A 21,173-nucleotide genomic window follows, 5' to 3' on the forward strand; every position below is an offset into this window, starting at 1 on the left:
ATGCGGCGGCGCACCAGCAGTCGTCATCGCAACTGAAGCGCGGATGTGCTTTTAATCGGAACAGTGCCCGCAACAACTGTCGCAGAATGCGACACAGGAGCGTCAGGGTGTCCCAGCCGATTCTTCCCGAGCGCGTAGGTGGCGCGCGTCGTGCCTTCTTCGAGCGCGGCGCATCGCCGGCCGGGGCGGTGCCCGATGCCATCCTGCAGTCATGGCGGCGCTGCCAGCGCCAGGGCCTGTCGGTGGACGCGCGTCCCGACGTGGCCCCGGTACCCGAGCTGTCGCTGCGTGAACTGCGCCAGCGCCGCGAGCGCCTGTGGCGGCTGGCCCGTCCCGAGCTGGAAGGGCTGGCAAGCTCGCTGGCCAGCAGCGATGGCATCGTGCTGCTCACCGACGAGGAAGGCTGGGTACTGGACGCCGAGGGCAGCAACAGCTTCCTCGACCGCGCCGGACAGGTCGCGCTGATGCCGGGGGTGCGCTGGGACGAAGGCACGGTCGGTACCAATGCCATCGGCACGGCCATCGTCGAAGGCCGTGCCCTGCAGGTGCGCGGCGGCGAACACTTCTTCGCCCCGCACGGCATCCTGACCTGCTCGGCCACGCCGATCTTCGATCCGTTCGGGCAGCGCGTCGGCGTGCTCGATATTTCCGGCGATGCGCGCCACGCCCACCTGCATGCGCTGGCGCTGGGCCGCCATGCGGTGGACCAGATCGAGCACCGCTATTTCGCCGACGGGCTGGATGACTGCGAGCTGCTGCACCTGCATGCGCAGCCGCTGTTGCTGGGCAGCCCGCGCGAAGCCCTGCTCGGCTTCCGCAACGGCCGGCTGGTGGCCGCCAACCGGGTCGGCCTGGGATTGTTCGGGCTGGACCGCCACGACATCGGCCACGCGTCCTACGAGGCCCTGTTCGACCAGCCGCTGTCGCGCCTGCATGACGACGGCATGCTGCTGGACCGGCAGGGGCGTGCGCTGTACGGCCACAGCGACGGCAGGCGGCACACGCGTGCCGCTGGCGCCGTGGTTGCGCGCACGCCCCGCGTGGACCCTGCCGCCGCCGCGCCCGCGCTGCTGGCGGCACCCGGCACGGTGCTGGCGGCGCCGGTGCAGCAGCAGCTGCGCCAGGCGGTGCGGGTGCTGGATGCGGGGCTGCCGGTACTGGTGCAGGGCGAAACCGGCACCGGCAAGGAAGTCTTCGCGCGCGAGCTGCATCGCCGCTGCGCGCGTGCCGGCCAACCGCTGGTGGCGGTGAACTGCGCGGCACTGCCTGAAGGCCTGATCGAAGCCGAACTGTTCGGCTACGAGGAAGGCGCGTTCACCGGCGCGCGCCGGCAGGGCAGTACCGGCCTGCTGCGGCAGGCGCAGGGCGGCGTGCTGTTCCTGGATGAGATCGGCGACATGCCGTTGGCCCTGCAACCGCGCCTGCTGCGCGTGCTGCAGGAACGCGAGCTGTCACCGCTGGGCGGTGGCCGCCCGGTGAAACTGGACTTCGCCCTGGTCTGTGCCAGCCACTGCGACCTGCAGCAGGCCGTGGCCGAGGGGCGCTTCCGGGCTGATCTCTACTACCGCATTGCCGATCATGTCGTGCATCTGCCGGCCCTGCGTGAGCTGGACGAGCGCGGTGCCCTGCTGCAGGCGCTGTGGTCACCGATGGCGCAGGGCCGCGTGCTGCAGGCGGAAGTCCTGCAGGTGCTGCAGCGGCAGCGCTGGCCAGGCAACCTGCGCCAGCTGCAGGCCTGCCTGCGCACGCTGGTGGCGTTGAGCGACCCGGGTGAGCAGATCACGCCTGCGCACTTGCCTGCCGAACTGCTGAAGGTGCCGATGGTACAGGCGGCCAACGCCAGCACTGCATCGGGCGGGCTGCGTGACATCGCCGAGGACGCGATGCGGCAGGCCCTGCAGGACGCCGACGGCAATGTGACCGCCGCAGCCAGGCAGCTGGGCATCAGCCGCAGCACGCTGTACCGGCGGCTGGGCCAGCCCGCCGCGCGCTGAGCACGCGCAGCGGGCCTGGTAGTGGTCGAGCTTGCTCGATTGCTGTTCGCCAGAAGCCAGTCGAGCAAGCTCGACTCTACGACGCAACGGCCGTCGCGCAGGGGCGACGGCCACCCGCGCGCAGCTCAGCCGGCCAGCACCGCTGCTTCGCGGGCCAGGCGCTCGATGCTGTCCCAGTCACGCGACTGCATCAGGGCTGCGGTGGTCAGCCACGAACCGCCCACGCACAGCACGTTGGGCAGGTGCAGGAACTGCGGCGCGGTCTGCGCGCTGATGCCACCGGTCGGGCAGAAGCGCACATCGGCGAACGGGCCGTGCCATGCCGACAGCAGCGGCGCGCCGCCGGACTGTACCGCCGGGAAGAACTTGAACGTGTCCAGGCCGGCCTCGAGGCCGAGGATCAGTTCCGAACCGGTGGCCACGCCAGGCAGGTAAGGCAGGTCGGCATCGCGCGCGGCCGCATACAGCGTCGGCGTCGCACCGGGCGACACCGCGAAGCGCGCGCCGGCGGCCTTGGCCGCGTCCATCTGCGCCGGGGTCAGCACCGTGCCGGCACCCACCACCGCATCCGGCACGGCCTCGACCATCGCCTTGATCGCGTCCAGTGCACGCGGCGTGCGCAGGGTCACTTCGATCACCGGCAGGCCACCGCGGAACAGCGCCTGTGCCACCTGCACCGCATCGTCCACGTCATCGGGGGTGAACACCGGGATCACCGGTGCAAGTTTCAGTACCGCACGTACGCGCGGATCAGCGCCGGACATCGAATCGCTCCTCGCCCACCAGGGCCAGTACGTCAGCTTCGCTGACGGGGTTGAAATCGCCGGGGATCGAGTGCTTCAGTCCACCGGCGGCCAGGCCGAAACGCACGGTGGCGTCGGCATCGAAGCCGGACAGGATGCCATGCAGGATGCCCGCGGCGAATGCATCGCCACCGCCGATGCGGTCGACGATGCCCTGCAGCTGGCGCACCGGTGCCTGGGCGCGGGTGCCATCGCGGCCCAGCAGCAGCGCGCCCAGCGCATGGTGGTCGACGCTGTGGGTCTGGCGCTGGGTGCACGCCATCCACTGCAGCTGCGGGAAAGCGGCAAACGCCGCAGCGGCCGCGGCCTCGACCTTGGCCACCACGTCGGCCTGCTCGAAGCGCTGGCCGAGGATGACTTCGATGTCGCGGTAGTCGGCGAAGACGATGTCGGCCTGGGCGAACAGCTCGTGCAGGATCGCCTGCGCATCGCCACCCCAGCGCTGCCACAGCTTGGGCCGGAAGTTGCCATCGAAGGACACGCGCACGCCCAGCGCACGCGCCGCGCGCGCCGCCGCCAGGGTGGCCTGGGCCACGTCGGGGCCGAGCGCCGGGCTGACCCCGGACAGGTGCAGCCACTGCGCGCCCTGCAGCAGCACCGGCCAGTCGTAGTCGGCCGCGGTGCTGCGCGCGAAGGCGGAGTCGGCGCGGTCATAGACCACTTCGCTGGCGCGCTGCACCGCGCCGGTGGTCAGGAAGTACAGGCCCATGCGCCCGTCCGGGTCCTGCCGCACGCTGCGCGTGTCGACTCCGTGCCGGCGCAGTTCACCCAGCACGTGGGCACCCAGTGCGTTGCCGGCCACGGTGCTGACCATGGCGACCTCATGTCCAAAGCGGGACAGCGAGACACCCACGTTCGCTTCCGCCCCGCCCACGTGCACCTGCAGCTGCGGCGACTGCATCAGCAGTTCGTTACCCGGTGCGCCCAGGCGCAGCAGCAATTCCCCGAAACATACGACACGACCCATTTCCGCTCCCTTACGCTGGCCGCCAGCAGCAACTGCTGGGCGGCGTGGAATCGCGCCACGCACCCGCGTGGCGGTTGACCATCGGTGTCATCAAGAAACCGACCGGCCGTGGGCACAGCCTATCAAACTGTCGGAACCATTGTCCCGCAAGCGTCTTGGAGACATTACAGGTCTGTTGCGGTGCAAGATGCCGCCGAGGGAACGTGCTGTTACCGTCGACTCTGACCAGCGGTGTCATTCCGCTGAAACACTCGCGAGACCAGACCTTTGGGAGAGGGGAAAGGCATGCATTCTCGGAACCACGCAAAAAAGACACCGGTTACCTTGCTCGCCATGGCGGTCAGCCTGGCCCTGTCGGCAGGCGCCGCTGCCCAGCAGCAGAGCGAGGCGCCCAGCGCCACCAACCTGGATACGGTGAACGTCACCGGCTACCGCGCCAGCGTGGAGAAGGCGCTGGACATCAAGCGCAGTGAATCCGGCGTGGTCGATGCCATCGTGGCCGAAGACATCGGCAAGTTCCCCGACCTCAACCTGGCCGAGTCGCTGCAGCGCATCCCGGGCGTGGTCATCACCCGCGAGGCCGGTGAAGGCCGCAACATCTCGGTACGTGGCCTTGGCCCCGATTTCACCCGCGTGCGCATCAACGGCATGGAAGCGCTGACCACGGTCGGCGCCGGTGACCAGAGCGGCGGCACCAACCGCGGCCGCGGCTTCGACTTCAATGTGTTCGCCTCGGACCTGTTCTCGCAGCTGATCGTGCGCAAGACCGCCTCGGCCGACATCGAGGAAGGCTCTCTGGGTGCCACGGTCGACCTGCGCACGGCGCGGCCGTTCGACTACGACGGCTTCACCTTCGCCGCCAGCGGCCAGGCCAGCTACAACGGCATGGCCGAAAAGGCCGACCCGCGGCTGTCCGCGCTGATCTCCAACACCTTCGCCGATGGCACCTTCGGCGCACTGCTGTCGGTGGCCTACTCCGAGCGCCAGGCGCTGGAAGAAGGCTCCAACACCGGGCGCTGGGCCAACGGCCCGAGCAACGGCAACTTCTCCGCCGCCTCGCCGTTCACCGCGGCGCGCGCAGCCGATGTCTTCCACCCGCGCTTCCCGCGCTACGTGCAGATGGAACACGAACAGAAGCGCCTGGGCGTGACCGGCTCGCTGCAGTGGAAGCCGAGCGATGCCACCGAGATCTCGCTGGACGCGCTGTACTCCAAGATCGACGCCACCCGTGACGAGCAGTACATCGAAGCGATCTCCTTCAGCCGCGGCACCAGCACCACGCCGCGCCTGGTGGGCAAGCCGAGCACCATCGTCAAGAACGGCGAGATCCGCGACAACGCGCTGCTGTACGGCGAGTTCGACAACGTCGACATCCGTACCGAGAACCGCCACGACGAGTGGAGCACCGAGTTCAAGCAGCTCAGCCTGAACGGCCAGCACCGCTTCGGCGATGACTTCACCCTGTCCGGCAAGATCGGCATCTCGCGCTCCAAGCACGAGAACCCGGTGCAGACCACGGTCATCATGGACAAGTACGACGTCAAGGGTTACAGCTACGACTACCGTGGCAACAGCCGTTTCCCGGTCATCAACTACGGCATCGATCCGACCGATCCCAGTGACTGGGAACTGGCCGAGATCCGCCTGCGTCCGCAGTACGTGGACAACGATTTCGACACCGGCCAGCTGGACTTCAACTGGAACATCAGCCCCGGCTTCCGCCTGAAGGGCGGCGTGCTGGCCAAGGACTACAGCTTCAAGACCACCGAACTGCGCCGCGCCAGCGAACTGGCCGTGCCCACCTTCGCCGATGGCACGAAGATCGTGCCGGTGGACCTGACCAGTCAGGCCGGCCTGAAGGGCATCCAGGGCAGCCCGTCGAACTGGGTGGTGCCGGACCTGGATGCGATCGCCGAGCAGTTCGACATCTACAGCAACAGCGGCACCTTCGCCGTCGCGCCGCGCGCCAACAACGTGCGCAGCGTGGAAGAGAAGGACCGCGGCGCGTGGTTGATGGGCGAGTTCTCCACCGAGCTGGGCTCGCTGCCGCTGTCGGGCAACTTCGGCGTGCGCTACGTGCGCACCAAGCAGTCGTCCACCGGCCTGTCCACGCTGTCCACCGGCACCGCGCAGACCACCGTCAGCCGCAGCTACGACGACACCCTGCCCTCGTTCAACCTGGTGGCCGAAGTCACCCCGGACTTTCTGATCCGCCTCGGCGCGGCCAAGGTGATGAGCCGCCCGGGCCTGGGCAGCCTGACCCCGGGCGCGACCGTGGCAGTGGCCGGCGGTGCGCGCACCATCTCCAGCGGCAACCCGACGCTGGACCCGATCCGCGCCACCAACGTCGACCTCGGCTTCGAGTGGTACTTCGCCGAAGGCGCGATGGCCGGCATCGGCCTGTTCTACAAGGACATCGAGAGCTTCGTGCAGACCACCCGCGAAGTCCGTCCCTTCAGCGACAGCGGCCTGCCCGAATCGCTGCTGGCCGGCACCGGCGCGTCGGCCAGCGATGACTTCACCTATACCCGTCCGGTCAACACCCCCGGTGGCGAACTGCATGGCGTGGAAGCCAACTACACCCAGCCCTTCAGCTTCCTGCCGGGCAAGTGGTCGAACCTCGGCGTGCAGCTGAACTACACCTGGGTGGAATCGAAGATCCAGTACCTGAACTCCGCTGGCCAGCCGGTGATGAAGACCGACCTGACCGGTCTGTCCAAGTCGTCCTGGAACGCGACGCTGTTCTACGAAGGCGAAACCTTCGCCGGCCGCGTCTCGGCCACCAACCGCGATGACTACCTGACCCAGGCACCGGGCCAGGAAACCGGCTTCAACCTGGATGGCTACCACGGCATGACCGGCACCACGGTCATCGATGCGTCCATCCGCTACAAGATCAGCGAGCAGCTGGAACTGAGCCTGGAAGGCATCAACCTGACCAACGAAGCGTCGGACGAGTGGGTGTACTCGCCGCTCACCGGTCGCCTGCCGCTGCAGTACACCGAAACCGGCCGCCAGTTCCTGCTGGGCGTGCGCTACAAGTTCTGACCGCTGACGCGGCGGCGTGCAGTCACGCCGCCGCACTTCGAGTGCAACGAAGAAACGCCGCTGCAGCTGCTGCGGCGCAAGATGCCGCGCGCCCTGTGCTTTGTTACGTTCACGCGTGACCAGCGGTGTCAGCAAGTCGTTGCACCTGCGTCGTACCGGAGGAGGCCGGTACGCACGCTAGAACGCCTTCGCAACGCTTGAGGACACCCTGGGAGGGGATTTCAGATGGATTCGTCGCTCGCGCTTCACCGCGGCCGCGCGCCGCTCACCGTGCTTGCCCTGTCGATCGGACTGGTGCTGAGCCACACCGCGCATGCACAGCAGACCCCGGAAGCGGCTGCTGCCGCCCCTGATGCGGTCGACCTGGACAAGGTGGAGGTCAAGGCCACCTACCGCGAAAGCCTGCAGCAGTCGCTGGATGAAAAGCGCTACAGCGTCGAGCAGGTCGATGCGATCTACGCCGAGGACATCGGCAAGTTTCCCGATCTGAACCTGGCCGAATCGATGCAGCGCATCGCCGGTGTCTCCATCGACCGCGAAGGCGGCGAAGGCCAGCAGATCTCGGTGCGCGGCCTGGGTTCGGATTTCACCCGCGTGCGCATCAACGGCCTGGAAGCGCTGTCCACCGCCGGCAGCGGCACCACCGGCGTCAACCGCAGCCGCGGCTTCGACTTCAACACCTTCGCCTCCGAACTTTTCAGCCGGGTCAAGGTCAACAAGACCCAGTCGGCGCAGATGGACGAAGGCTCGCTCGGCGCCACCGTCGACCTGCGTGCATCGCGGCCGTTCGATTTCGAAGGCTTCCAGGCCTCGCTCAACGGCCAGTACGGCTACAACGAACTGTCGCGCTCGAAGGACCCGCGCGTGTCGGCGCTGCTGAGCAACACCTGGGCCGATGGACGCTTCGGTGCGCTGATGTCGGTGGCGTGGAGCAAGCGCACGATCTTCGAGGAAGGCTACAACCCGGTGCGCTGGGAGCACGGCAACTACCGCAACTCCAACCAGGCCACCGCCGCCAACAACGGCACCTACGGCTTCTGCAGCCCGGCCGGCTACGACCCGCAGACGCCGCGCAACCCGGCCGCGAATGAAGCCGCGCAGGGCGTCGGCAGCGCCGCCAACCAGGCGCGCAGCAACGGCTGGGGCAGCTACGGCATCGATGCCACCCACTGCGGCACCGGCATCGACCGCCCGGAAGCGACCGCCGGGAACATCGCCGCCTACGAGACGGCCACCAATGCGTGGATCCCGCGCTACCCGCGCTACATCCGCACCGAGCATGAGATCGAACGGCTCGGTGTCACCGGCGCGCTGCAGTTCCGCTTCAGCCCGGACAGCCTGCTCAACCTCGACCTGATGTATTCGAAGCTGGACAAGGACCAGCGCGAGGATTCGATCGGCGCCAACCTGCACCGCACCGCGCAGTACGGCGGCAAGACCCAGATCGTGGTGCGCGAGGCGCAGGTGGATGCGCAGAACCGGCTGGTCTACGGCGTGTTCGACAACGTCGACTTCCGCACCGAGTCGACCGCGATCGAAGAGAGCACCGAGTTCAAGCAGGCCAGCCTGAACTTCGAACACCGCTTCAACGATGCGCTGCGTCTGGATGCGCTGGTCGGCCATTCCTCGTCCAGCTTCGAGCGGCCGGTGTTCTCCATGGTCAGCTTCGACAACAGCAACCTGGATGGCTTCGTGCTGGACATGCGCAACGGCGCCAGCATGCCGTCGATGACCTTCCCCTTCGCGCTGGGCGATGCGGCGTCGTGGCAGTGGCTGGGCTACGGCACCGCGCCGGTGAATGCCAACGGGACCGCACGTGGCGGCAACATCAGCGAAGTGCGCCTGAACCCGCAGTACGTCGACAACAGCTTCGACACCGCCAAGGTCGACCTGACCTTCAACGTGTCGCCCACCTTCACCCTGCGCGGCGGCCTGGCCTACAAGGACTACGGCATGCGCACGCAGGAGTACCGCAACATCAGCTATGGCCGCATGTCGCAGGCGCTGCCCGACGGCGTCAGCGTGGGTGACCTGTCCACCACGCTCGATGGGTTCGGCAAGGGCCTGGACGGCAGCACGCCGGGCAGCTGGCTGATCCCCGACTTCAACCGCATCGCCGAGCTGCTGGACATCTACTGCAACTGCAACACCGGCACTCTTGGCGGTGACTACCGCCTGGCCGGCGTTGGCCACTTCGGTGCATCGAACAACAACTTCGACGTGACCGAAAAGAGCTACGCCAGCTACCTGCAGCTGGACTTCAACACCGAGCTGTGGGACCGCCCGTTCCGCGGCAACCTCGGCCTGCGTTACGTGCGCACCGAGATCGACGCCAGCGGCTACGCGCCGTGCCAGGCGGCCAGCAGCAGCGATCTGTCGGCAGCCTGCGAACCGTTCCTGGGCGTGGCCAGCGCCACCGCCGATGCCGGCGAGCGCCTGCTGGTGGCCACCACCGTCGGGCACCGCTACGACGACTGGCTGCCCTCGCTGAACCTGGCCTGGGACCTGACCGACAGCGTCGTGCTGCGCTTCGGTGCGGCCAAGACGATGGCCCGGCCGACCCTGTCCAACCTCTCGCCCAGCGTCAGCGGTGGCCCGACCAGCTTCCTCGACGAGGACCGCTACTACTCGATCAACCTGGGCAACCCGAAGCTGGATCCGTTCCGCTCCACCAACTACGACCTGAGCGCGGAGTGGTACTTCCAGGAAGGCGCCCTGCTGTCGGCGGCGGTGTTCTACAAGGACATCGAAACCTACGTGCAGCGCACCCGCCTGCTGACCACCTGGGGTGACATGGGCTATTCGCTGGACCTGCTGCCGGCCGGCTTCAGCCCGAACACGCTGTTCAACGTGCAGAGCTACTTCAACACCCCGGGCGGTCCGTTGAAGGGCTATGAGCTGACCTACCAGCAGCCCTTCAGCTTCCTGCCCGGCTTCTGGAAGAACTTCGGCGTGCAGCTGAACTACACCCACGTCGATTCGAAGATCAAATATCTCTTCAGCTCCGGCAGTGGCGACACCATCGTCACCACCTACACCGAGAACGACCTGCTGAACCTGTCGCCCAACTCGTACAACGCCACCGTGTACTACGACGACGGCCGCTTCAGCGCACGCGTGTCCACTAGCTACCGCGATGCCTACATCAACCAGATCCTGACCCAGGAAAACGTCTGGGACCTGGACGGCAACCAGTACGCCACCGCCGACGTCACCGGCAAGTACAGCGTCAAGAACGTGGATTTCAACATGTCCTGGAAGTTCAACAAGCAGCTGACCGTCAGCTTCGAGGCGATCAACCTGCTGGACAGTGCCGACGAACGCTACGTCGATTCGGCGCTGTCACTGCCCGACCGCTACACCCACACCGGGCGCCAGTACTACCTGGGGCTGCGCTACAAGTTCTGAGCGCACGCCCTGCCCCGCCGTACCGCACCGCCGCCATGCCGCTGCACCGTCGAATGCTGCTGAAAGGAAGGTTCCATGCACCGTACCGCTTCTGTCCTGCCCCGCCCACGCCGTCGCCTGCTGGTGGCCGCGCTGTCGCTGGCCACCGCGCTGCCCGCGCTGGCCGCACCGTCGCCGACGCTGCTGTTCCACGTCGACGCCAACCAGGGGCTGACTGCCGTGACGGCGCAGGGCGAAGCGGTGCCGAACTTCCGCGACAAGGCGGCGGTGGTCGATGACGGTGCACGCGGCAAGGCGATCCAGTGGGAGGACGATGGCGTGCTGGCCTGGGATGCGCCGGGCAACATCCAGGCCCAGCGCGGCACCCTGGCCTTCGACTGGCGCCCGCGCTACGCAGTGGGCGAAGCGCCGTTCGTGATCTTCCGCGTCGGCTATGCCGACCACAGCAGCTGGGACATGGCCTGGCTGCGCATCGACTGGAACGGGCACGGCTTCGATGCCTTCGTCACCGATGCCAACCTCGCACGGAGCCGCGTGTCGTTCCGCATGGATACGCCGCCGCGGCCGGAGCAGTGGCTGCACCTGGCCTTCGCCTGGGACGAGGACCAGGGCGTGCGCCTGTTCGTCGATGGCCGCGAAGTGGCGCGTGCACAGGCGACCGGTGACTACGATGCTGCGCTGGACCAGCTGGGGCTGGCCGGGCGGGTGATGGCGCCCTACCAGGTGCAGAGCCGCTACAACTTCCTGCGTGGCAGCGATTTCCAGCACATCCGCGTGTACGACCGCATGCTCGACGCCCCCGCCGTGCAGGCACTGGCGGGTGGCAAGGCGCCGGCCAGCGCGGTGGCGCCGGCCAGCGACGAGCGCGCGTGGCGCCATCGCTTCGGCTGGGAAGGCGCGGCACCGCCGGCACTGGCGTCGGCCGGTACGCGCATCCGCAAGATCGAGTTCGCCGATACGCGCGACCACAAGGCGTGGATGTGGAAGGCTACCGACGGCATCGCGGAAACCACCTGGCCGGGCGTCTACAACCGCTCGCGCCTGCCCGGCCGCAACGACTACTTCCAGCTGCCGGACTGGAACACCTACGTGGAAAGCGGCCAGCACCTGGACCTGACCCTGCCGGCCGGCGAGACGGTGAACCGCATGGAGATCCGCGGTGCGGCCTTCGGCAGCCTGGCGCATGGGCCCGATGCCGAGCATGCCACCGAGGTGCTGGCCACGCGGCCGCGCGGCGTGGTGCGCAGCGTGCAGGACATTCCCGCGCAGCAGGGCGGCGTGCTGCGTTTCAGCAACGTCGAACAGGAAACCCCGATCCAGGAAGTCTGGGCCTACAACGTGAGCGAGGGCGCCGAGCCGGAAGGCACGGTCAAGCAGACCTACGTGATCGACAGCCAGGCCCTGCCCGACTACACCAACCTCGATGCGCTGCGGCACTACATCGATGGCCGCTTCCCGGCCGCCGAACGCAGCACGGTGATGGCCCTGCCCAAGGGCGCAGGCTCGCGTCGCCGTGGTGCCGACAGCCTGCCGACGCAGCCGCGGCCGATCGTGCACGTGCTGATCCCCTCGGGGGTCGGCGATGCTCCGGCCAACCAGCCGTTGATCCGCAGCTGGGCCTACAGCTGGGAAAACATGCATGACGGCCTGGACGGCGTGGCCATCGACCTTCCCGCGCTGGACCTGCCGGCTACCCACGACGGACTGATTCCGCTGAACCTCCGCATCAAGGATCCGATCTGGCCGGCACGCGACATGATCGATGTTTCGGTGTCGGTGCAGCCGGGGCAGAAGCGCACGCTGTGGCTGGACCTGCGCGACCGCATCCTCACCCCCGACAGCCTGTGGCTGAGCATCGCCTCGGCCGCGCCGGGCTTCGATGCCGCCGCGCTGGACGGCGCGCAGATCCGCCTGGTGTTCAAGCCGCGCGCCGAAGCGCTGAAGGAACACGTAGCCGACCGCTTCAACCAGGTGCGCGACAACTGGGGCTTCCTGGTCGAGGAACACACCACTTCCAAGCGCCAGCGCCTGTATGCGCGCGTGTACGCCGACCTCAGCGACCTGCTGCGGGTGGATCCGGACCATGAGCTCGGCCGCCTGTACTGGAACTACATCAGCTACAACAGCCAGGGCCGCCCGCCCTACACCGCACCGGCCGTGCCCAAGGGCATGCCGGCGTGGGCGTTCAACCAGGTGCAGGATCTGGCCCAGGTACGCCAGTTCGTCGACTGGTGGATCGACGAGCGGCAGGTGGCCTATGGCGATTTTGGCGGTGGCATCTCCGATGATTCCGACCTGACCCAACAGTGGCCGGGGCTGGCGCTGATGGGCGTACAGCCGGATCGCCTGAACGCCTCGCTGACCGCGCTGTCCGATGCGGTGTACCGCAATGGCATGTTCAGCAATGGCCTGAGCACGATCGAGACCGACGAACTGCATTCCTACGAGGAAGGCATCAACACCAACAGCGCGATGCTCTACCTCAACTGGGGCGACCCGTTGACCGTGGAGCGCCTGATGGAAACGGTGAAGGCCTTCGACGAGCGCATCATCCTGCGCAACCCGCAGGGCAACCTGCTGTTCTCCAGCAACTGGTTCGGTGGCAACAAGGTCTACCGCGAGCCGAACTGGCAGTGGCAGAAGCCTTACTCCTTCCCGGTGCTGCACCCGGCGTTCCTGCTCGGCCAGTACAACGCCGACCCGACCGGCCGCAAGCTGGTGATCGGCCTGGCCGATGGCTACCTGGCCCACGCCGGCACCGACGAGAAGGGCCGCTTCACCCTGCCCAACGAGATCAACTGGGCCACCGGTGCCACCCGTGGCGGCGAGTTGAACAACGGCTCCGGCGGCGGCGACACCATGCATACGTTCTGGGCCGCGTGGCGCTGGACCGGCGATGCGAAGTACCTGCAGGCGCTGGACTACCGCGTGGCCCGGGGCGGGCCGGGCGCGCTGGCCAACCTCGGCGAGAACTACGTCGACGTCCTGGGCCGGCAGCAGGACTGGTACCCGAAGCTCACCGCCGAGGCCGACGCCGGCAAGACCGGCTTCGCCAGCCTGATGGCCTGGCAGGCCAGCGGCGATACGAAGTACATCGACGCGCTGCACGCCGACGGCCTGCAGGCCAAGGTGCAGCGCGCCTACATGAACACCGAGGGCCACTGGTGGTCCGACCGCGTGGAAGCGCCCAGCGAGTTCCTGCAGCGCGCGCGCCTGGGTGGCATCGCACTGAAGCGCAACCAGAGCTGGCCCGGCCACACGGTCAGCTGGCGCTTCGACCGCGACGGTGCTGCCGAGCAGGTTGCCCTGCTGGTGCACGCGCCCTCGCGCGAACGCTTCACCGTGACCAGCCATAACCTGGGCACGCGCACCATCGCCGCCGACATGACCGGCTGGAACGTAGCCAGTGGCACCTGGCGCGTGCGCAGCGGCGTGGACGCCGATGGTGATGGCCGCATCGACGGCACCGCCGCCGAACGCAGCGTGCAGCTGGAAACCAGCGCCTCGGTACCGATGCAGTTCCGCCCGGGCCGCACCGAGGTGTTCGAGTTCGAGCGGATCAGCGCTGGCACGCCAGTGGAGACCCGCGCGGACCTGGGCATTGGCCGTGGCGATGTGCGGGTGGATGGCCGCCAGGTGCACGTGACCGTGCACAGCCTGGGCCATGCCGGCAGCGGCGTGGGCGTGGCGGTGCTGGAGGATGCGCGTGGCCGCGAGATCGCCCGCACCGAGGTGCCGGCCATGGCCGCACCGGTGGATCTGCAGCCGAAGACGGTGGTGGTGTCGCTGCCGCTGCCAGCGGGTGACCGCAGTGCCCTGCGCGTGCGCGTGGCGCTGGCCGATGGCGGCGAGGAAGTGACCCGGTTGAACAACGTGGCCGACGTGCCGCGTTGATGGGAGGCACGGACGCAGCAACGCCCTGGCGTTGAACAACGTGGCCGACGTACTGCGTTGAGGAGGCGCACGGATGCGGCAACGCCCGGCGTTCGTAGAGTCGAGCTTGCTCGACTGCTCTTCGCATGGCACCAACAGCAGTCGAGCAAGCTCGACTCTACGAAGCGGCGCAGCGCCCAGCCGGTTGAACAACGTGGCCGACGTGCCGCGTTGATGGGAGGCGGCGCCGCCGGGCATGGCCCGGCGCTACCTGGGGCGTGGCGCGGTCAGGCCGCGTCGGTCTCCATCATCTTCACCCGGCGCTGGTACCAGCCATCGGCGAGTGGATCGAACACGGCGCTGCGTTCCATCACCCCCTGGTACACATGCACCGACACTGCCACGTCGGTATCGCTGGCGTTGCGCAGCGTGTGGTACTCGTGCGGCGGGATCAGGCTGCCGGCGCTGCCGCGGTAGCCGTACAGGGCTTCCTGCGCGGCGAAGCGGTGGCGGTCGCCCTGCCGTTCCAGCAGCGCATACGGGGTGACAATCAGCTCGCCCTGCCAGACGCCTTCCACGCACCACATCGCATCGTGGTCGTGCAGCGGCGTGCCCTGCCCCGGGCCCCAGCACATGGCGATGACGCTGTAGCCCAGGGTGGGGCTGCGGTGCAGTTCGCGGCGTGCGTAGTGGCCGTCCACCGGACGGCGCACGCATGGCGGCAGTTCGATGAGCGGATCGATGATGGCCTCGCGCAGCACCTTCTGCAGGGCGTGGGTGATCAGCGCCGGATCCGCCAGGCAGACCGCGCCGTCGATGGCCGCCAGCAGGCGATCCCGGCCCGTGAACGGCAGTGGTGTGAACGTCGCTCCCATGTCGGCCAGTCTAGGCGAGCCGGGTTAACAGAATGTTTTCAGACCTTCATCTTTTCTAGATAATGCGAATTGCGACAACGTTAGGCGCAATTAGATGCAATTAAGCGATATTGCCGCCATCATGGCAGCAGCAGTGCGCGCAGCTCCGGCACCTCGCGCGCCAGTTCCGTGGCCACCAGGGTGGCGAACACCCGTGCGCCCTCGTCGCCCAGATGGGTGTAATCGAAGGCCTGCTTGGCCTGCCCCATCGGTTCCAGCGCGGCGTTCTGCACCGAAGCTGGCGCGCCGGCCAGGGACGGGCTGGCGCCGACCGTGCTGCCGCCCAGGGCGCTGGCCACCTGCGCCTGCGTGGCGGGTGCCTGCGCAAGCCGCATCGCCGCCACCGGCCCCAGCGCCTGCACCAGGGCGCGGCTGCGGCCATGCAGATCCACCAGCGGCACCTGCAGTTCGCGCGCCACCGCACGCACGCTGTCGGCCCACGGTGCCAGGTCGTCCACCAGCACACCATCGGCGAACTGGCGTCGGGTCAGGGGGGTCAGCAGCACCGGTTTGGCGCCGGCCGCGCGTACCTGCTGCACATAGCGGCGCAGGTTGTCGGGGAACTCATGCTGCAGGTCGGTCGAGCGCCCCGGCTTGCCAGGCTGGTCGTTGTGGCCGAACTGGATCAGCACCCAGGTGGCGGCGTAGCCCGGCGTGCGCATCTCCGCCTCGACCAGCGCCCACGAACCCTCGGCGCGATAGTTGTAGGTGCTGCGGCCACCGCGCGCCAGGTTCAGGCAGGCGGCGAACGAGGTCACGTGGTCGGCGCAGAAGGCCGGGCCCCAGCCGCCCTGCACGGCGGTGGTGGAATCGCCGACCAGCACGATCTTGCTGGCGCGGATCGGCGTGGGTGCCGGGCGGTCGCTGATCGACGGGTCGACCGCGGCGTGGGCCGCGCCGGCCACGGCCAGGGCAAACAGGACAGGCAGCAGGCGCATCTCAGGCAGTACCTCGTTGCAGGAAGGGGACGCGCTGGTAGAGCTCGCGCTCGCCACCGCGCGGGTCGTCGGCGCCGCGGCTGCGCACGTCGAACAGCATCGTGCGCCGCTGCGGCAGGGTGTACGGCGCCCAGTCCGCCAGCCCGGCATGATTGGGGTCGCCGTGGCGGGCGAAGGCGATCAGCGCGTCGCTCATGGTCGCCGCCAGTGCACGTGCGTCTTCGCCACCGCCGGTGCGCGCCGTGGGCAGGCCGGCGTTGTCGAACACCAGCGGGATGTCCAAGGTGTGGAAGGCGCGCAGGCGTCCCTCTTCCACCGGCGAGGGCCAGTCGAGCTGGTAGGACCAGGTCGGCGCCGCCGCGGCCGGCTGCCGCGCACGCGCTTCCAGTTCCTCCACCGCGCCACGCCAGGAGCGCCCGGCAGTGGTGGCCGCGAAGAACACCTCCGACGCCGTGTAGTGCGGATACAGGCGGCGGTAGTGCTCGATCACCACCGACGGCAGCAGGTCGACGAACTGCTGTTTTTCCAGCTGCGCCGGCAGGGTGTTCCAGTCCAGCGCGAAGTTGCCCGGGTCGTTGCCGAGGAAGGCGCGGGTTTCATCGTGGGTGTTGCCGATCACCATCGGGATGGCGGCCGACTGTGCCGGTGCCTGTGGCCAGAAAGGATGCACCGGCAGCACCACCTCGTCCAGCACCGGCCCGAAGTACAGCGCGGTGTCCTCCACCCGCGACGGATCGCGGGCACGGGTGGCGGCCAGCAGATCGGCGGCCGGCAGGCGCAGCAGCGCGGCCAGGTCCGGCGCGTGCACCGCCTCCATCGCCACCGCCGCGCGCTGTGCGGCCGCGCGTGGGCCGGCGGCGGTGACCTGCTGGCCGCTCATCGTCCACGCCCGCTGGAACAGGCCGCGTGCGGCCGGCATCGCCATCAGCGTGGCGATCTTGGCGCCGCCGCCGGACTGGCCGAACACGGTGATGTTGCCCGGGTCGCCGCCGAAGGTCGTGGCGTGCTCGCGCACCCACTGCAGCGCCTGCACCAAGTCCAGCTGGCCGGCATTGCCGGACGCGGCGTAGCGGGGGTCGCCCAGCGCGCCCAGGTACAGGTAGCCGAAGGTGTTCAGGCGATGGTTGAGGGTGACCACCACCACGTCGCCGCGCCGGCACAGCGCGCTGCCGTCGTACAGCGGGTCGCTGCCGGAGCCGTTGTTGAAGCCGCCGCCATGGATGTAGACCAGCACCGGCCGCCGCGCGCGCGCATCCAGCGCCGGCGTCCACACGTTGAGGAACAGGCAGTCCTCGCTGCCGGGGCCTTCGGCGCCCCCCTGCGCTGCCGCCGCGCCGTACTCCAGCGCGTCGGCGATGCCGCGCCAGGCCGCTTCGGGCCGCGGCGGCTGGAAGCGGTAGGCGGCCGTGTCCGCGCCGTAGCGCAGGCCGCGGAACACCAGCACGCCCTGTTCGCGCTGGCCGCGCACCCGCCCGCCACGCACCCGTGCCAGCACCTGGGCGTCATCGCGCGGGCCGGGTGCCGCCAGCGCGGCCGGCAGTGCCGCCACGGTGGCCGTGGCCAGTGCCCAGCGCGCGCTGTCGCGCAGGAAACGGCGGCGCTGCAGATCGTTCGGCGCGGTGTTCATCGGCTACCCCGGGGTCGGATCCCCTCGCCAGAGGAGAGGGGCTCTGACCCCACCCCCGTCTCACCCGCAGCTGCCAGCCACGCCTCCGCCAGCAGCGGCCACACCGCCAGCGTCGACCCCGCCGGCACGCGCATCCCGAAACCATGCCCACCGTGGGCGAACAGGTGCAGCTCGTGCTCGACCCCGGCGTCGGCCAGTGCCGCAGCCATCAGCTCGCTGTTGTGCACGCTCACCACGCGGTCGTCGTTGGCGTGGATCAGCAGGGTCGGCGGCATGTCCGCGCGCACCTGCTGCTGCATCGAGTACTGCGCGGCCAGCGCCGCATCGGGGTGCTCGCCGAGCAGGCGCCCGCGCGAGCCACTGTGCGCATGCGCGCCCATGTCGATGACCGGATAGACCAGCACCGCGCGCGCCGGGCGCGCGCTCAGCCGGTCGATGGCATCGCGTGCCGGGTACACCGCGGTATCGAAACCAGTGGCGAGACGCGCGGCGACATGGCCGCCAGCGGAAAAGCCCATCACCGAGACGCTGCCGGCATCCAGACCGCGCCGCGCGGCCTGCCCGCGCACCACCCGCAGCGCGCGCTGCGCGTCGGCCAGCGCGGCCTGGCGGTCGCGGCCGGGCTGCGGCAGGCGGTAGCGCAGCACGAACAGGGTGTAGCCGGCGCGGTCCACCCATTCCGGCACCAGCGCACTGTCTTCCTTGTCGATCACCACGCGCTGGTAGCCGCCGCCGGGGATGACCAGCAGCGCGCGCCCGTTCGGCCGTGCCGGTGCATGCACCAGCAGGTAGGGCGCATCGACCTGGTCGACGTAGCGGTCGGGGTGGGCCGGGTCGCTGCTGCGCTCGACCACCCGCGCCGGCCGCGCCGGGCCCTGCTCGCCGGGAACCTGGCCGTCCGGCCACAGGGCGATCCGCTCGCCAGCCAGCTCCTGGCCGGGGCGTTCGTTGTCGCGCGGCGGCGCGGCGGTGGAGGTCAACGGCAGGGCCAGCAACAGCCCGCACAACAACAGCACGACAGGACGCAGACGCATGGCAGGCAACGGCTCCGGCAGGACGGGGACAGGGTGCCTGGTGCATCCGGTGGCAGCACGTGATGCGCTGCGGCTTGCACGATGACACCGGTTTACCATATACACCTCCTGCAGACGCTGTCGATGGGCAGTGCAACAAACACAGGGAGACCGTTCTTGAGCAACGAACACGGCACACATGGGCAGACGCCGCCGCCGGACGATGCGGCCGCGATCGCCCAGGCCTTCACCACCGCCCGCCGCGCCGGGCAGTCATTGGCCGCATTCCCGGGCACCATCCCGGACACCCTGGTGGGTGCCTACCAGGTGCAGGACCTGGCCATCGCCGCCTGGGATGACCGCGTGGTCGGCTGGAAAGTGGGCTACATCGCCGCCGAGCGCCGTGATGTCTCCGCGGATGACCGCCTGCTGGGCCCGGTTTTCTCTCGTCAACTGAAAAATGCTACCGGTGGAACAACGGACATTCCGGTGTTCGTCGGCGGCTTTGCCGCGGTCGAAGCGGAGTACGTGCTGGAGCTGTTGGAGGACGCTCCGGCCGGACAACTGCACTGGTCGCCGGAACAGGCTGAAGCCCTGCCCGCGCGCCTGTACATCGGCGTGGAAGTGGCCAGCAGCCCGCTGGCCACCATCAACGAACTCGGCCCGCGCGTGGTGGTGTCCGATTTCGGCAACAACAACGGCCTGGTGCTGGGGCCGGAGATCGTCGACTGGACCGCACGCGACGAAACCTCGCTGCGTGCCGAGACGCTGATCGAAGGCGAAGTGGTCGGCACCGGTGGTGCGACGCGCCTGCCGGGTGGCCTGCGCGCCGCCTATGCGTTCGCGCTGTCCCGTTCGGCGCTGCGTGGCCGGCCGCTGCGCAAGGGCGACCTGATCGCCACCGGCAACGCCACCGGCATCCATGACATCACCGCCGGGCAGACCGCGCTGGTGCGTTTCGCCGGCTTCGGCGACATTGCCTGCCGGGCCGTGCCAGCGGGATGACCGCCGGCCAGCCCTGGTGAACACGCGCGGGAGGGCGCAGATGATCACACGACGTAATTTCCTGGCCGGTGGCGCTGCAGCCCTGGCCACGCCGATGCTCGCGGCCTGTGGCCGCGGGCCGGCCGCTGGCGTGGACGGCGGCACCCTGCTGACCGCCACCGACGTGCACGTGGCCGACTACCCCACCGTCACTGCGGTGAAGTGGATCGGCGAGACGCTGGAACGCGAGACCAGCGGCCGCCTGCGGCTGCGCCAGTACCACTCGGGCCAACTCGGCCGCGAGTCGGAAGCGATCGACATGGCCCGTTTCGGTGCCATCGACATCACCCGCGTCTACGCCGGTGCACTGAACAACGCCTTCCCGCTGACCCAGGCGCTGTGCCTGCCGTACGTGTTCAAGTCGGTGGCGCACCAGCGCGCCGCACTGGACGACGGCGTGGCCGAGGCCGTGCTGCGCGGTTTCGAAAGCCGCGACCTGATCGGCCTGGCGATCTACGATTCCGGCGCGCGCTGCTTCTACAACACCAAGCATCCGATCGTTTCGCCGAAGGACCTGCATGGCCTGAAGCTGCGCGTGGCCTCCTCGGACATCTTCATCCAGCTGATGCGCCTGCTCGGTGCCAACCCCACGCCGATGTCGCTGGGCGATACGTTCTCGGGCATGGAAACGCACATGATCGATGGTGCCGAGAACAACATGCGCAGCTTCCACTCCAGCCGTCATTTCGAGGCCGCGCACTACTGGTCGCAGAGCGATCACTCCTACGCGCCGGACGTGCTGCTGATGTCGCGCGCCAGCTTCGAACGCCTTTCGCCGGATGACCGCCAGCTGCTGCTGCACACCGCGCGTGCTTCGGTGGGCGTGATGCGCGAACAGTGGGATGCATCGGAAAGCATTGCGCGCCGCGCGGTGCTCGACTTCGGGGTGAAAGCCAACGAAGTGGACATGCCCGCCTTCCGCGCCGCGGCCCAGCCGCTGCTGAAGGAGTACCTGCAACAGCCGGACATCGCCGCGCTGGTCGACCGCATCCGCGCTGCCTGAGGAACCTGCCATGACCGAGACCTTGTCGCCCGCCGCCGGGCCGGGACAGCGCCTGCTGGACCGCATCGCCGACATCGCCATCTACTGCGCCGTCGCCGCCCTGCTCGGGCTGGTGGTGGTGCAGGGCTGGCAGGTGTTCGCCCGCTACGTCATCAACGATTCGCCCAGCTGGACCGAGCCGGTCACCCTGCTGCTGCTGGCCACGGCGATGAGCCTGGGTGCGGCCTGTGGCGTGCACACCAACCGCCACTTCGGCTTCTTCCTGCTGCACGCCTACATGGGCCCCGGCCTGCGCCGCGCGGTGGACGTGCTGGTGCAGCTGGTGGTGGCGGTGCTGGGCGGCTTCATCGCCTTCTGGTCGGCCGACCTGCTGCTGGACGGGATGGACATCAAGACCGCCGGCGCCAACCTGCCGCAGAGCATCAACTACCTGCCGCTGGCGGTGGGTGGTGCGCTGATGGTGCTGTTCGCACTCAACCGTGCGTGGAAAGCGCTGCAGGCCAGCGACGCTGGCAGCGACGACGCTGAAGGAGATCGTTGA

13 protein-coding genes are annotated in these 21,173 nt (G+C 68.8%); 7 read left to right on the forward strand and 6 right to left on the reverse strand.

Going from position 1 to position 21,173, the window contains the following annotated elements; all coding sequences use genetic code 11:
- Positions 1–107: 107 nt before the first annotated feature.
- Positions 108–1,994 carry a sigma-54-dependent Fis family transcriptional regulator gene (locus C1925_RS00270; RefSeq protein WP_254051361.1) on the forward strand — a complete coding sequence of 629 codons (1,887 nt, stop codon included), beginning with the start codon at positions 108–110 and terminating at the stop codon, positions 1,992–1,994.
- Between the two features lie 125 nt (positions 1,995–2,119).
- Here C1925_RS00270 and eda read toward each other — a convergent pair whose 3' ends face one another.
- Positions 2,120–2,758 carry a bifunctional 4-hydroxy-2-oxoglutarate aldolase/2-dehydro-3-deoxy-phosphogluconate aldolase gene (gene eda, locus C1925_RS00275; RefSeq protein ID WP_108767183.1) on the reverse strand — a complete coding sequence of 213 codons (639 nt, stop codon included), beginning with the start codon at positions 2,756–2,758 and terminating at the stop codon, positions 2,120–2,122.
- The gene (locus C1925_RS00280; RefSeq protein ID WP_108767184.1) at positions 2,745–3,764 is read right to left on the reverse strand and encodes a sugar kinase; all 1,020 of its coding nucleotides are present in this window, start codon (positions 3,762–3,764) and stop codon (positions 2,745–2,747) included. The genes eda and C1925_RS00280 overlap by 14 nt, the downstream gene beginning before the upstream one ends.
- Before the next feature lie 285 nt (positions 3,765–4,049).
- Between C1925_RS00280 and C1925_RS00285 the strand changes: the two genes are divergently transcribed.
- The 3 genes from C1925_RS00285 to C1925_RS00295 all read left to right on the forward strand — a co-directional run bounded on the left by C1925_RS00285 (position 4,050) and on the right by C1925_RS00295 (position 14,114).
- Positions 4,050–6,812 (forward strand): TonB-dependent receptor, encoded by a 2,763-nt coding sequence (locus C1925_RS00285; protein WP_108767185.1) that lies wholly within the window; start codon positions 4,050–4,052, stop codon positions 6,810–6,812.
- A gap of 225 nt (positions 6,813–7,037) precedes the next feature.
- Positions 7,038–10,220 carry a TonB-dependent receptor gene (locus tag C1925_RS00290; protein ID WP_108767186.1) on the forward strand — a complete coding sequence of 1,061 codons (3,183 nt, stop codon included), beginning with the start codon at positions 7,038–7,040 and terminating at the stop codon, positions 10,218–10,220.
- A gap of 75 nt (positions 10,221–10,295) precedes the next feature.
- Positions 10,296–14,114 carry a LamG-like jellyroll fold domain-containing protein gene (locus C1925_RS00295; RefSeq protein ID WP_108767187.1) on the forward strand — a complete coding sequence of 1,273 codons (3,819 nt, stop codon included), beginning with the start codon at positions 10,296–10,298 and terminating at the stop codon, positions 14,112–14,114.
- Between the two features lie 266 nt (positions 14,115–14,380).
- Here C1925_RS00295 and C1925_RS00300 read toward each other — a convergent pair whose 3' ends face one another.
- From C1925_RS00300 to C1925_RS00315, 4 genes are all read right to left on the reverse strand, one after another.
- Positions 14,381–14,968, reverse strand: coding sequence for a cysteine dioxygenase family protein (locus tag C1925_RS00300; protein ID WP_108767188.1), 588 nt, complete (start codon positions 14,966–14,968; stop codon positions 14,381–14,383).
- Positions 14,969–15,087: 119 nt separating this feature from the next.
- Entirely contained in the window at positions 15,088–15,945 is an 858-nt protein-coding gene (locus C1925_RS00305; RefSeq protein ID WP_108767189.1) for a rhamnogalacturonan acetylesterase, read from the reverse strand.
- A 1-nt stretch (position 15,946) separates the two neighbouring features.
- Positions 15,947–17,572 (reverse strand): carboxylesterase family protein, encoded by a 1,626-nt coding sequence (locus C1925_RS00310; RefSeq protein WP_108767190.1) that lies wholly within the window; start codon positions 17,570–17,572, stop codon positions 15,947–15,949.
- Positions 17,569–18,588 (reverse strand): alpha/beta hydrolase, encoded by a 1,020-nt coding sequence (locus tag C1925_RS00315; RefSeq protein ID WP_108770564.1) that lies wholly within the window; start codon positions 18,586–18,588, stop codon positions 17,569–17,571. The genes C1925_RS00310 and C1925_RS00315 overlap by 4 nt, the downstream gene beginning before the upstream one ends.
- A gap of 174 nt (positions 18,589–18,762) precedes the next feature.
- On the opposite strand from C1925_RS00315, the gene C1925_RS00320 reads away from it, so the two are divergent.
- Genes C1925_RS00320 through C1925_RS00330 form a run of 3 tightly spaced genes read left to right on the forward strand, consistent with a single transcriptional unit; the run spans position 18,763 to position 21,173 of the window.
- Entirely contained in the window at positions 18,763–19,590 is an 828-nt protein-coding gene (locus C1925_RS00320) for a 2-keto-4-pentenoate hydratase (protein ID WP_108767191.1), read from the forward strand.
- Positions 19,591–19,630: 40 nt separating this feature from the next.
- On the forward strand, positions 19,631–20,632 hold the full coding sequence (locus C1925_RS00325; protein ID WP_108767192.1) for a TRAP transporter substrate-binding protein: 1,002 nt from the start codon (positions 19,631–19,633) through the stop codon (positions 20,630–20,632).
- 10 nt (positions 20,633–20,642) lie between these two features.
- A complete protein-coding gene (locus C1925_RS00330; protein WP_108767193.1) occupies positions 20,643–21,173 on the forward strand; it encodes a TRAP transporter small permease in 531 nt (176 codons plus the stop codon).

Source organism: Stenotrophomonas sp. SAU14A_NAIMI4_5 (assembly GCF_003086795.1).
GTDB lineage: Bacteria > Pseudomonadota > Gammaproteobacteria > Xanthomonadales > Xanthomonadaceae > Stenotrophomonas.

Bases quoted from the DNA above. Each gene is read 5' to 3' on its own strand.
- eda (WP_108767183.1), bottom strand. From the start codon at position 2,758: ATGTCCGGCGCTGATCCGCGCGTACGTGCGGTACTGAAACTTGCACCG.
- C1925_RS00280 (WP_108767184.1), bottom strand. From the start codon at position 3,764: ATGGGTCGTGTCGTATGTTTCGGGGAATTGCTGCTGCGCCTGGGCGCA.
- C1925_RS00285 (WP_108767185.1), top strand. From the start codon at position 4,050: ATGCATTCTCGGAACCACGCAAAAAAGACACCGGTTACCTTGCTCGCC.
- C1925_RS00290 (WP_108767186.1), top strand. From the start codon at position 7,038: ATGGATTCGTCGCTCGCGCTTCACCGCGGCCGCGCGCCGCTCACCGTG.
- C1925_RS00295 (WP_108767187.1), top strand. From the start codon at position 10,296: ATGCACCGTACCGCTTCTGTCCTGCCCCGCCCACGCCGTCGCCTGCTG.
- C1925_RS00300 (WP_108767188.1), bottom strand. From the start codon at position 14,968: ATGGGAGCGACGTTCACACCACTGCCGTTCACGGGCCGGGATCGCCTG.
- C1925_RS00305 (WP_108767189.1), bottom strand. From the start codon at position 15,945: ATGCGCCTGCTGCCTGTCCTGTTTGCCCTGGCCGTGGCCGGCGCGGCC.
- C1925_RS00310 (WP_108767190.1), bottom strand. From the start codon at position 17,572: ATGAACACCGCGCCGAACGATCTGCAGCGCCGCCGTTTCCTGCGCGAC.
- C1925_RS00325 (WP_108767192.1), top strand. From the start codon at position 19,631: ATGATCACACGACGTAATTTCCTGGCCGGTGGCGCTGCAGCCCTGGCC.
- C1925_RS00330 (WP_108767193.1), top strand. From the start codon at position 20,643: ATGACCGAGACCTTGTCGCCCGCCGCCGGGCCGGGACAGCGCCTGCTG.